This is a genomic window from Vibrio sp. OPT46 (assembly GCF_015163535.1).
In the GTDB taxonomy this organism is placed as follows: domain Bacteria; phylum Pseudomonadota; class Gammaproteobacteria; order Enterobacterales; family Vibrionaceae; genus Vibrio; species Vibrio alginolyticus.
Genome location: NZ_JADDYG010000139.1, coordinates 3,490 through 16,011 on the forward strand (window position 1 = coordinate 3,490; position 12,522 = coordinate 16,011).

A 12,522-nucleotide genomic window follows, 5' to 3' on the forward strand; every position below is an offset into this window, starting at 1 on the left:
ATCCAGGTAAACCAACTCACCTTGGTTGGCCATCCAACCTTCGTTTTTTATTTCTACGCGTGTAACGTGAACGTCTTCAATAAGATTTAGTTGTTGTTCGACAAAGTTTGCAGACAATAATGAAATCTCGTGCTCAGAAGAGCCACCGCCGCATAGTAAAAGAATATTTTTAATCATGAATCCATCTTTCCGTGACCTACAAAAGATACTATTTATTATGATAAACCTTTGAAGTGTGACGTACAGTAATTTTAATGTGAGGAATGTTGTTCGAATAGGATTTGAGCAAATAAATAAGGGAGCTATTCGCTCCCTTATTTTATGTGTTAATTTAATTTGTTAAGCGTTGGGTAAGCTGAGTTTTTGATCGCATCAATGCTTTTAACAAATGGCCTTAACTGCTGAAATTGAGCTGGCAAAGTCGAAATCGCTTGCTTGGCTTCTGCGCTTGTTGCGTAGTCTCCGTATAAAACTGAGAACCACTTAGTACCGTTTACAACTTTGTAGTTTTCCCAAATTGGCTGACCGTTCTGTGGCAGCTTATTTGCAAACTGATCGACTTTAGCTTGGCTACCCACAGCTGCGACTTGAATGGTATAGCCGAATCGTTGAATGCCAGCTTGCTTTTTACTTGGTGGTACGATCTTAACTGGCTTCGCCTGCTCTTTTGGCGTTAGCTTGACTACTTTCTTTTCTTCAGGCTTTGCCGTCATTTTCACAACAGTTGGTTGTATGTCTTTTTCTACTACAGCGTTTTCAGACGCCATAATTGGTTTAGAGATACGATCTGATTTGTAGTCCTCTCGGTAACTTTCTGAGGTCACATCCGTGATGTAAGTTTCAGATGCACAAGCAGAAAGCAGAACTGACAAGCCGATGATTGCGATTTTTTTCATGAAGTAACAAATGCTCTGGATAAATATTACGATAAATCATGCCGATAGCAGGGCCGTTTATCAAGCATCAAATACAATAATCTGTGATTTTGATGTGATGAATAACACAAACTCCATAAGCATCGTACACATTTTCTGCAATGTCTGGTCTGAAGATGTTTTATCAGTAAATTATTCGTTTATGATTGATATGAAACCGAGAAGCCAACGTGACTTACAAACGGCTAGGAGTCAGCATGAATAAACTACATAAACTCTTTAAACCCAACTCTGTGGCCGTTATTGGGGCATCTCAAAAAGCATTGCGAGCAGGACATGTTGTGATGCGCAACCTTCTACAAAGTGGATTTGGTGGCGCGATTATGCCAGTAACGCCGCGATATAAAGCCGTATCTGGCGTGATCGCTTACCCTGATGTAGCTTCCCTGCCCTATACGCCAGATATTGCAATTTTGTGTACGAACGTTTCACGTAACGAGCAATTGCTTAAAGAGCTAGATGAGAGAGGCACACCGTTTGCGATTGTTATCTCTGATGACCCTAAGCCTTTAGATATCTCATCATTGAACATTCGAGTTTTAGGCCCAAACAGCTTAGGTATCATTCTTCCTTGGCACAATTTTAACTGCACGTTTTCCCCTGTCGCAGCTAAACCCGGAAAAATTGCTTTCATCTCACAATCCGCGGCGGTTTGTACCACGGTTTTAGACTGGGCAAATGATAAGAACATTGGTTTTTCTTCGTTCATTTCAATTGGGCGTGGACAGGATATCGATTTTGCAGATTTGCTCGACTATTTGAGTATGGATGGAAACACAGAAGCTATTCTGCTTTATGTTGATAATATCCAAGACGCTCGCCGATTTATGTCTGCTGCGCGAGCCGCTTCACGTAACCGACGTATATTGGTGCTAAAAGCGGGCCGCTCTAAAGAGATGAATACTTTTAAGCAGCAAGACGGAGATACACTTGACGTAATTTACGATTCTGCTATTCGCAGAACTGGTATGTTACGAGTCAGCAATACGCATGAGCTTTTTGCCGCGGTTGAAACACTCACGCATTCTGTGCCACTTCGTGGAGAGCGTTTAGCGATCATCACCAATGGCGGCGGCCCTGCTGTTATGTCCGTTGATACTTTGATTGAACGTGGTGGCCAACTCGCAACGCTTGATGACGCTTCCATTGAGCAATTACAAGCAGTACTTCCATCCAACTGGCGTGCTCGAAATCCAATTGATCTGTCTGGTGACGCAACCCAAAAACGCTATATTGATACCATTAACGCACTGATGAATAACGACTGTGCAGATGCGATATTGATTATGCATAGTCCTTCTGCTGTTTCTGATCCTCTTGAAACTGCTCAAGCCGTTATTAATGCAATCAAATCTCACCCTCGGCATAAGCATTTTAATATCTTGACCAACTGGTCAGGAGAACAAACGTCGAGAGAAGCGCGACTGGCATTTACTCAAGCAGGTATTCCAACCTATAGAACACCTGAAAGTGCAGTTGTAGCATACATGCACTTGGTCGAATACAGACGAAACCAGAAACAACTAATGGAAACGCCAACGACGGCAGAGCCATTACATTCTGGAAGTGTGAGTTCAGCAAAAGAGTGGGTAAACGAACGACTACTGGATAAAAATACAGTTACCTTGGATACGCATCAAACCAGCCCATTATTTAAGCTGTTCGGGTTTAACGTTTTGCCTACGTGGATTGCATCTGACGACATTGAAGCTGTTCATATGGCAGAAAATATTGGATATCCTGTTGCGGTAAAATTGCGTTCTCCAGACATTCCTCATAAATCGGATGTTCACGGTGTTGCTCTAAATTTAAGAAACAGTCGAGAAGTTTCCAACGCAGCGCTATCCATTTTAGATACCGTAAAGCTCAGTTACCCTTCCGCCAATGTACATGGGCTGTTAGTACAAGGGATGGCAAAGCTCGGCAGCGCTGAAGAGCTACGGATTAGTATTGCAGTAGATAAAGTCTTTGGACCAGTGATCTTGCTTGGTCAAGGCGGCTCTGAGTGGAATATCGCCCAAGATGCCGTCGCTGCACTTCCTCCTTTGAACATGACGCTTGCGCGCTACCTTGTCGTTGTTGCCCTAAAGTCTGGAAAGATTCGCCTGCAGAAACACAAAGATGCGCTCGATATTACTGAGTTGTCGAAGTTCTTGGTTCGTATCTCCCAAATGGCAGTTGAGTTACCAGAAATACAAAAACTGGATATCCATCCAGTGCTAGTGTCCGGAAGCGATTTAACTATCCTTGATGCAGATGTCACACTGTGTAAATACGAAGGAGACGCCCAAAAACGGCTAGCGATTCGCCCTTTCCCGGCAGAGTTTGTCGAAACTGTAACGCTTCGAGATGGCCAACCTATCCTGCTTCGCCCTATCTTGCCTGAGGATGAGCCGCTGCATGCTCAATTCATTAATAGCGTATCGAAAGAAGATCTCTATAAACGTTTCTTTTCTGAAGTTGGAGAGTTCAACCATGAGGCTTTGGCAAACTTTACTCAAATCGACTACGACCGCGAAATGGCGTTTGTTGCGGTAGCGTTTAATACTGACGGACCGTCTATCATAGGGGTAGCCCGCGCATTGATTACACCAGACAATAGTGACGCTGAGTTTGCTATTTTGGTTCGTTCAGATTTGAAAGGAAAAGGTTTAGGCAAAGTGCTGATGCAGAAAATAATCAGCTATTGCAAAGTTAAAGGCACAAAGCAAATGTCTGGAATGACCATGCCAACAAACAGAGGGATGTTGATGTTGGCTCAGAACTTGGGGTTTGAGATCGATATCCAGTTTGCAGACGGTACGGCAGATATGGTGCTCCCTTTAAATTGAAAAGCGCAGCATTAGCGATGACTTTTACTTCTTACATTCGGTAATCAATGGTAATCTAAGAAGTAAAAGTTACGTTGTTACTTTAGTTTCCAATTCTTTTTTAAGTACTGAATACACCAGGATTTTGCCTCACCCATAGTGTTCCGGCGCCATGCCAAAATAATATTCATCGGCTGTTCTTCAGTGCCTTCGATTCGTTTCAATACACCACTATCAATAAGAGGTTGTGCAATTTGGCTTGGTAATGTACCAATACCTAAACCTGCAGTGAGCGCTTCTACTTTTGCCGTAAAGTTGGTGACGGTCAAGCGAGGCTGTTTTTGAATAATATTAATTGAGAGCGCGGGTTGCTCACGTGCGGTATCTGCAATAGCAATGATCCGATACTTTTCTCGCGCTGCTTCATCAAACTTACCACTACGCTTGTGAACATAGTGATCAGCGGAAGCTACCCAATACATACTCATTTTACCAATTTTTTCTGACTTAACTTCTTGAGGAAGCGTATCCAGTGATGGGCAAATCAGTAAATCAGCTCTCCCCGTATTCAACGACTCCCAGCTACCAGCCAGAATCTCCTCTTGCAGCCTGACTCGAGTTGAGCTGACCTCGGCCAGCGCATCAACCATCGGGAAAAAGTTGGATATAGGAATAATGCCATCGAAGGCAATGGTAATATCCAGTTCCCAGCCATTCGCCAATAACGTTGCATCGTTCACTAACTTTTCACTGGCTTGTAAAATGGCTCTTCCTCTTTCAAGAATAAGCTTACCTGCTTCAGTAAAATGGGCTTTGTGACCAGAGCGATCGAAGATAATAATGTCTAAGTCTTGCTCGAGTTTCTGGATTTGATAGCTCAGCGATGACGGGGCTCTGTCTAACTCATTCGCAGCAGCAGCAAAGCTCCCTCTTCGATCAATAGCATCTAGAATATGGAGTGCTTCTAACGTAATTGGACTCTGCACATGGCCTCTCTTAATGTGATATTCATCACATTCGTTGTATTTGGATGAACTTATCAAGAACTAACGACAAATAATATAACATATTGATAAATAAAGACTAGGAATGCTCATAGCCTAAGAATAAGATTCAATACAAATCAATAAATGACAATGGTAATGATAGTAATTACCATTTAGATCCATTAATATCCGCGTGTTGTTACCTATTATGGATCTAAGGTATTGAAGCCAATGTATAAAAAATCAATTTTGTCAGCCTCCATTTTAGTTGCCCTTTCCCATACTGCTTATGCGGAAGAAGCTTCTAAGTTTGAAGAAGTCGTTGTGTCGGCCACCCGTACCAACCAAACCATAAACACTGTTGCTGCTTCTGTTGCTGTTGTATCAGAGAAAGACATCGAAGAAAACATGGTAAAGGACTTGAATGATCTATTCGAGTATACGCCAGGTGTTACTGTTAATGGCACTCAACGCCAAGGCGTCCAAAGTATTAACATTCGCGGGATGGAAGGTAAACGAGTTAAAATCTTAGTAGACGGTGCATCTCAACCAGGTGTATTCAGCGGTGGACCATATTCGTTTATCAATTCTAGTGCCGTTACTGTCGACCCCGATATGCTAAAGAGTGTCGAAATTGTTAAAGGAGCAGCTTCTAGCCTACATGGTAGTGATGCAATTGGCGGTGTTGTCGCATTCGAAACAAAAGATCCGAAGGATTTCCTCAAAGATGGTAAAGACTTTGGTGGTCAAGCTAAACTCTCTTATTCATCGGAAGATAACTCTTTTAGTGAGCATGTAGCTTTAGCAAAGCGTTTCGGTAATACAGAAGCACTTATAGCCTTTACACGCCGTGATGGTGCAGAGCTACAAAATTTCTCTAAGGCGCCTTACGATAACTATTCTGTGGACAACCAAGATTATTACAAAAACGATCTATTGGTAAAACTTCAATCTCAATTGAATGACGCTCATCGCTTGGAGTTCTTGGGAGAAGTTATTTACAACGAGACTGACTCAGAGATCGCACATAAAAGTTACAAAAACTTCAACGCTGAAGACACAACCAAGCAAAATCGCATTGGGCTCAAGCACATTTGGTTTGCAGATGCAGCTATCTCGGATACGATCACGTCCAAGCTTACATGGATTGGTAAAGAAGAAAACGGCGTCTCTAATCGCTTTATCGAAGCCAGCCCTGGTTACCCACCTTACGTACCGCCTAGTGGTGACAACCAACAGAAAAAAGATTACGAATATACTGAAGACAAATTTGAATTCGAAACTCAGTTAGATAAAGAGATTCAAAATCACTATATTGTTTACGGAATATCGTACAAACATAGTGACATCAGTAATACCAATCGCGAGTTTAATTCCGATCCTGGCACGCCAGATACTGTTTACGTTTACACACCGGATGCAAAAGAAGAAAGCTTTGGTTTATTCTTGCAAGATGAAATTTCGCTTCTTAATGACAAGCTAATTCTGACTCCAGGTGTGCGTTACGATTACTTCTCTACTAATCCTTCAAATACTTCTGAAGAGTCATTCGAGAAGTTTAGCGACTCTGCATTAACTGGTCGTTTAGGAGCAACTTACTCTGTATCGCAACCTGGCACGATCTTCGCGCAAGTGAGCCAAGGGTTCCGAGCGCCATCGTTCGACGAGCTTTACTACACCTACGATAATCCGGCTCATGGCTATACCAACCGCCCTAACCCAAATTTGGGATCTGAAAAGAGTTTGTCTTATGAACTTGGTTACCGTCATAACACTGCAGCGTCTGCAACTGAAGTAGCGTTCTACTACAGTGATTACAGTGACTTTATTGAGCAAACGTCATCAAACAATGGTGGTTTAACTGAATTCACAAATATCAATATTAGTGAAGCAAACATTAAAGGGGTTGAGCTCTCTAACCGTCTTGATTGGCATGCCATTGCTGGTCTTCCATCAGGCGTGACAACTCGCTTTGTTGCAGCATACACAGAAGGTGAAGATGGTGATGGTAATCCTTTGAACAGTGTAAACCCATGGAATGCCGTAGCTGCTGTAAATTACGATTCACCAAATGCACTTTGGGGGACAAGCCTAAAAGTAAACTACACGGCTAAGAAATCGAACAGTGATATCAACTCAGATGGTGATAAAGGCGGAATCAAAGACCAAGTTGCTTTGCCGTCTGCGACAGTCGTTGACTTAACGGCGTACTACAAACCAATGAAAGATATAACCATTCGTGCTGGTGTTATGAATCTAACGAATGAAGAATACCATCTTTGGAACGATGTTCGCGGTAAGACTGAGTTAAGTCGAGACAAAACGCAAGCTGAGCGTAATTATAACATTAGTGTTAAATACGAGTTCTAAACCTTAAAAACACAAAAGCCAGCGTAATGCTGGCTTTTTTTATGGCTTTCATTTCAAAAATGTAAAGAAAAGTATGAAAAATGAAAGTTTACTGTTTTGCCATCTCTTTTTTCACCATTACTGCTGCTGCAATGATGAAAGTGATGATCAGACCGAGTTCCATGAACTACCCCAATAGCTATGAGAAAATTTATAACCCAAATTAAGAGTCGGGCATAGTTTAACAGCTCTATATATACTTGCTACCTTTTAACCAGTAATTTACGATTTTTTCCGATTTGGATCAAAAAAGACGCAATTATGCGCCTTTTTGTTACTATTATGTAAATTAAAGATTAGGCATCTGGATAACCTTGAGGGTTAGTAGACTGCCAGCGCCATGTATCGCCAGTCATTTCTTCTAGAGTGCGAGTTGCTTTCCAACCTAACTCATTCATCGCTTTTGATGGATCCGCCCAACACTCTGCAATATCACCTGGACGACGCTCAACAAGTTGGTATGGGACATCTTTACCACTTGCGGCTTCAAATGCTTTCACCATGTCCAGTACACTGTAGCCGTTACCAGTACCGAGGTTATAGATATGAAGGCCAGCTTTGCTACCTACTTTTTCTAATGCAGCAACGTGACCATCGGATAAGTCCATTACATGAATATAATCACGTACGCCTGTGCCATCTTTGGTCGGATAATCACTACCAAACACAGAAAGGAACTCTCTGCGCCCTACCGCAACTTGAGAAACAAACGGCATTAAGTTGTTTGGAATACCTTGAGGATCTTCACCTAGCTCGCCTGTTGGATGTGAACCTACCGGGTTAAAGTAACGAAGAAGTGTAATGCTCCAGTCAGGGTTCGCATTTTGGAAGTCGGTTAAACACTCTTCTACCATTAATTTGCTGCGCCCATATGGGTTAGTTGCGCTAGTTGGAAAGTCCTCTGTGATGGGTACAGATGCAGGATCACCATATACAGTCGCTGATGAACTAAATACCAACGATTTAACTCCGGCTTCACGCATTGCATCAACCAATACTAAAGTGCCATTAACGTTGTTGTCGTAATACTCTAAAGGTTTTGCTACAGACTCACCGACGGCCTTTAAACCTGCAAAATGGATAACAGCTTCAATATTGTGCGACTTTAGTGCTTCTACCATCGCCAATTTATCTCTGATATCGGCTTTAATGAAGGTTGGCTTTACACCACATACCTTTTCAATTCGATCTAATACCGTAGATTTACTGTTGTACAGGTTGTCTAGAATCACTGGCGTCATGCCAGCTTCGATCATTTGAATACACGTATGACTACCGATATAGCCCATACCACCCGTAACGAGTACTTTCATTTTATTATTCCTTCTGACGCGAATTGGGTTAGTTTAAAGCTTTGACGTTACGATTTAAACTGTCTCTTGTAATTCGCATCCCATTAATATTGCTTGGCCTTTTCCGGCTTTCTTTGCTTGATACATTGCCGTATCCGCACTTTTTAAAACTCGAGTAGCATCGCGCTCATTTACGCCGACTAATTTTACGCCGATACTAACGCCAACTTTGAGTAAGTGACCTTTGTACTCAATTGGAGCACATATGCTCTCGAGCAACTGTTCTGCTATTCGGGTGACCACTTTTTGATTGGCGGGATTTACCAACATGACAAATTCATCACCAGAAAGTCTTGCGATTAAATCACTATGTCTCGTCGCAGATGTTAGACGCTCGGAAACTTTTTTCAAAACTTCATCACCTGCATCATGACCGTAGGTATCGTTAACTTCTTTAAATCCATCCAGATCGAGGTACAAAACTGCAAATTCGTCACGCAAGTATCCAGAGCGTTGTACTAGTTGTTCCAACTCTAAATGGAACTTAGATCGATTGGCTAACCCCGTTAAAGCATCGTGATGAGCTAAATGCTCTAATCGTTCCATCTCTTTTGCGCCGGAAAGGTCGGTAAGAACAATAACCAGATCATAGAAACCATAGTCTTCACACTTAACGATACGATTGACTCGAGCAAACATCGGTACAAACTGACCAATATGGTTCTTCTCGATAACTTCACCTTGCCAAACGCCATAATTTTCTATCGACTCGATGATACTAGGCATCATTTCCTGTAACTTGCGCCACTTTAGCGTTTGGATGAATGACTTCCCAATAAGCTGATCCACCTCTAAGCCGACTAACTTAGTGACGGCAGGGTTTGCCATCGTAATGACACCGCGATGATTAAGAACAATGAGACCATCTTGGCTGCTTTCAAAAACACGTCCCGCAACACGTTGCCGGTTTATGGCTTCTTCAATTTCGGTGATATCTTGAATCGAAAACAGTAAGTATTCATGTGTCGAGAGGCGACGACTGGTTAGGCTCAACTGCTGTTCGTTATCTGCATTTTTGAGGTGAATATCATCGCACTCTAGGCCTCGACTCAGGATCTGACTCAGCTCATTCGGTATTTTGGTTTTAATTAGATCACGAATATTGGCGTATTTAAGTTCATCTAATTTTTTTTGAAATATTTGCTGGGTCGCCGTATTACAATGAATAACACGTCCGGAATTGTCTGTAATAACTAATGCATGCTGAACAGATTCGATAACCTCTTCTGAAAATGCGCGCTTTTGTTCTAGTGTGTCTAGCGAATGTTGCCGCTGCTTCTCACGTACTGTTAACCTATTCATCATTTGATTGAAAGATCTCGCGAGCTCTCCAATTTCATCGTTGGCGTAATAGCGTGCTTGATTTTCCGTGCTTCGTCCGTGTGTCACATTCTCTATTACGCGGCTAAGCTCCATAACGGGCTTGAGAACAAGCCTCTCTATACTTATGTAAAAAACAGTGCCACCAGCGATCAGAAACAGAAGAAGTAAAGCGCTATCTTGAAGTAAAGATTGCATGGCTTCTACGATTGGACGATGAGAAAGCGTGACTCTAATGCTACCAATGACATAGCCATCATGGATAATCGGCTCTAGAACATAAAGAAATTTGGTTGATAAGGCATAGCCTAGAGCGTGCAACCTACTTCTTTCGGTTTGACTGGGAACGGGTGCTAGTGCCCCACTTATCTCCATAACAGCGAATGGTTGGTCATCTTGGTCATAAAGTTTGACCCGCGTTACATTTGGCTGGTTTAAAAAGTTGGCGAGAATAGTTTGAGCTTTTTGCTTGTCCTTTGTCGTCAGCGCATCTTTAATTGAGAAAGAAACGTTGTTAATCAACTTTCTTGTCTGCTCGACCAGTTCATGCTTAGACGATTGGTATACAGTATACGAGGTGTAACCTTTTGAGATAACAAAGATAGCCGTTAAAAAGACCAGAAGAGGCCAAATAAGCTTCGCTCGTAATGACATATATATTCCTGTCGCAGACAACCACAAAAATGACAGAAGAACCATTATGCAATCTATCACCCATGAAGGGCGACAAGATTAACACGATGCTAATGCAAAATAACCTTAAATTCTCAAAAATTGGATGGAAAAGAAACGAAATACCTTAAAATTCGGATCAACTCAAATAACGGCAACATCTTTATGGACTAACGTGATCTTTTTCGTCAGCTATCTGCTCAAAAAGCTTCGTTTTCATGATAGAAGAATGAAGTGAGTCACTGAACCTAGATGCATTTTCCTGCATCGTAAACCCATTGCTTGTGTAGAAATAAAACGTATGACATTGAATAAACAGCAACTTACATTGAACTGTGATATGGGCGAGAGCTTTGGCTCTTGGAGTATGGGCGCAGATGAAGACGTGATGCCCCATGTTGATATGGCGAACATCGCGTGTGGTTTTCATGCCTCCGACCCTAATGTCATGCACGACACCATCACCCTAGCGAATGACAACGATGTTGATATTGGCGCACACCCAGGTTACGCCGACCTACAAGGCTTTGGCAGACGAAGCATAAGCATGACGGGTGATGAAATTACGAACATGGTTATATATCAGGTTGGTGCTTTACAAGCATTATGCCGGGCGCAATACACAGACATCAGTTACATAAAGCCTCATGGTGCTCTATACAACGACATGATGAAAAGTGATGCGATATTTAGAGCGGTAGTAAAGGCGGCAGCACTGTTCAAAGTACCGTTAATGATCCTAGCTTCACAGGAAAACGAAAAATACTTAGAAATCGCAGACGATTATGATGTTCCCTTGCTATTTGAAGCATTTGCAGATCGTTTATACCAAGATGACGGCTTACTGACTCCTAGAACACAGCCCAATGCCGTGTTAAAAAGCGAGCACGCGATACTTGAGCAAGTCCGGACCTTAGCTGACTCTGGGCGTGTCAAAACCGCTTCAGGCGGTTACATATTATTGGAAGCCGATACAATTTGTGTTCATGGTGACAATGAAGAGTCGATCGCGCTGCTCCAAAAGATCCGCCAAAGCCTATACGCTGGAGGAAATTAATGCATAAAGAGAAATTTAATATCTCTTTGATCTCCGAGTGCAGTATTTTCATTAAGTTTGATGAGAGTATTTCTGAAAATGCAGTCGGAGAGCTTGCTCGCAGCATAAGAGAAACTTTCGCTTCAATTGTTATGAACGTTGTCCCCTCCTATCAAACTATTCTCATTGATTACTTACCTTTTCGAATCAACGAAAAGAACTTAGTCAATGAGCTGCAACAAATCGTGAGCCAGTTTGATACTCAATCACTTAAGCTTTCCCAGCCGAATCACATTACTATCCCTGTATATTACTCTGAAGAAACCGCGTTAGATCTATCTCGTTTTAAAAAGCGAGGTCTGTCATTAGACGATCTTATTACCCTGCATACGAAAACCGAGTACGCGGTTTCTGCAATTGGCTTTGCTCCAGGCTTTGCATTTCTCTCTGACGTTGATACTCAATTGCACATGGCAAGGCTTGCCACACCAAGAACTCACGTGCCGGCCGGAAGTGTCGGAATCGCAGACTCTAAAACGGCCGTCTATCCATCAGATAGTCCTGGCGGATGGAACATTATTGGTAAAAGCCCGCTTGCGCTCTTCTCCGACTCTCCTCCTTTTATACCGTTTGAAGTGGGTGACAAGGTCACCTTTAATGCTATTTCAAAACAAGAGTTTATCGATTTAGGAGGCGTACTATGAGTTACGGTGGATTACTGGTGGAAAAGCCAGGACCGCTCTCTTTAGTTCAAGACTTTGGTCGTTTTGGCTTGGCGCATGTCGGTGTGACTCAAGGTGGCCCGGTCGACGACTATGCTTACAGTTGGGCCAACCATTTGCTTGGTAACGTAGTCAATTGCGTTGCGATTGAAATTACTTTGGGTAACGCTTGTTTTATTGCCTTGCATAACTGCCACCTTGCTATATGTGGCGGTGATTTAAATGCAAAAATAGATGGTGAACCTATTTCAAATTGGTCTGACTTTACGTTGAAAAAAGG

The 12,522-nt window shown here is 42.4% G+C and carries 8 protein-coding genes and 1 pseudogene; 5 read left to right on the plus strand and 4 right to left on the minus strand.

Annotation, left to right across the window (positions count from 1 at the left end; all coding sequences use genetic code 11):
• Nucleotides 1–326: 326 nt before the first annotated feature.
• On the minus strand, nucleotides 327–896 hold the full coding sequence (locus IQR33_RS06070; protein WP_064354783.1) for an SPOR domain-containing protein: 570 nt from the start codon (nucleotides 894–896) through the stop codon (nucleotides 327–329).
• Nucleotides 897–1,132: 236 nt separating this feature from the next.
• Between IQR33_RS06070 and IQR33_RS06075 the strand changes: the two genes are divergently transcribed.
• Nucleotides 1,133–3,766: a bifunctional acetate--CoA ligase family protein/GNAT family N-acetyltransferase gene (locus IQR33_RS06075; RefSeq protein ID WP_193843589.1), complete on the plus strand. Its 2,634-nt coding sequence runs from the start codon at nucleotides 1,133–1,135 to the stop codon at nucleotides 3,764–3,766.
• Nucleotides 3,767–3,843: 77 nt separating this feature from the next.
• On the opposite strand, the gene IQR33_RS06080 is transcribed toward IQR33_RS06075, so the two are convergent.
• A complete protein-coding gene (locus IQR33_RS06080; protein WP_033907071.1) occupies nucleotides 3,844–4,731 on the minus strand; it encodes a LysR family transcriptional regulator in 888 nt (295 codons plus the stop codon).
• 231 nt (nucleotides 4,732–4,962) lie between these two features.
• On the opposite strand from IQR33_RS06080, the gene IQR33_RS06085 reads away from it, so the two are divergent.
• Entirely contained in the window at nucleotides 4,963–7,101 is a 2,139-nt protein-coding gene (locus tag IQR33_RS06085) for a TonB-dependent hemoglobin/transferrin/lactoferrin family receptor (protein WP_053303617.1), read from the plus strand.
• Between the two features lie 335 nt (nucleotides 7,102–7,436).
• Here IQR33_RS06085 and galE read toward each other — a convergent pair whose 3' ends face one another.
• Together galE and IQR33_RS06095 are read right to left on the minus strand one after the other, a co-directional pair.
• Nucleotides 7,437–8,453 (minus strand): UDP-glucose 4-epimerase GalE, encoded by a 1,017-nt coding sequence (galE, locus tag IQR33_RS06090; protein WP_005376309.1) that lies wholly within the window; start codon nucleotides 8,451–8,453, stop codon nucleotides 7,437–7,439.
• 54 nt (nucleotides 8,454–8,507) lie between these two features.
• On the minus strand, nucleotides 8,508–10,466 hold the full coding sequence (locus tag IQR33_RS06095; RefSeq protein WP_064354780.1) for a diguanylate cyclase domain-containing protein: 1,959 nt from the start codon (nucleotides 10,464–10,466) through the stop codon (nucleotides 8,508–8,510).
• Between the two features lie 319 nt (nucleotides 10,467–10,785).
• On the opposite strand from IQR33_RS06095, the gene IQR33_RS06100 reads away from it, so the two are divergent.
• The 3 genes and pseudogenes from IQR33_RS06100 to IQR33_RS06110 all read left to right on the plus strand — a co-directional run.
• Entirely contained in the window at nucleotides 10,786–11,541 is a 756-nt protein-coding gene (locus tag IQR33_RS06100) for a 5-oxoprolinase subunit PxpA (RefSeq protein WP_064354779.1), read from the plus strand.
• Entirely contained in the window at nucleotides 11,541–12,224 is a 684-nt protein-coding gene (locus IQR33_RS06105; RefSeq protein WP_064354778.1) for a 5-oxoprolinase subunit B family protein, read from the plus strand. The genes IQR33_RS06100 and IQR33_RS06105 overlap by 1 nt, the downstream gene beginning before the upstream one ends.
• Nucleotides 12,221–12,522, plus strand: a pseudogene (locus IQR33_RS06110) (allophanate hydrolase); the annotation flags it as partial. The gene IQR33_RS06105 and the pseudogene IQR33_RS06110, both read left to right, overlap by 4 nt.

What these genes read in the sequence shown, in the direction of transcription:
- IQR33_RS06075 (WP_193843589.1), top strand. Translation starts at nt 1,133, where the DNA reads ATGAATAAACTACATAAACTCTTTAAACCCAACTCTGTGGCCGTTATT.
- IQR33_RS06105 (WP_064354778.1), top strand. Translation starts at nt 11,541, where the DNA reads ATGCATAAAGAGAAATTTAATATCTCTTTGATCTCCGAGTGCAGTATT.
- IQR33_RS06070 (WP_064354783.1), bottom strand. Translation starts at nt 896, where the DNA reads ATGAAAAAAATCGCAATCATCGGCTTGTCAGTTCTGCTTTCTGCTTGT.
- IQR33_RS06085 (WP_053303617.1), top strand. Translation starts at nt 4,963, where the DNA reads ATGTATAAAAAATCAATTTTGTCAGCCTCCATTTTAGTTGCCCTTTCC.
- galE (WP_005376309.1), bottom strand. Translation starts at nt 8,453, where the DNA reads ATGAAAGTACTCGTTACGGGTGGTATGGGCTATATCGGTAGTCATACG.
- IQR33_RS06095 (WP_064354780.1), bottom strand. Translation starts at nt 10,466, where the DNA reads ATGTCATTACGAGCGAAGCTTATTTGGCCTCTTCTGGTCTTTTTAACG.
- IQR33_RS06100 (WP_064354779.1), top strand. Translation starts at nt 10,786, where the DNA reads ATGACATTGAATAAACAGCAACTTACATTGAACTGTGATATGGGCGAG.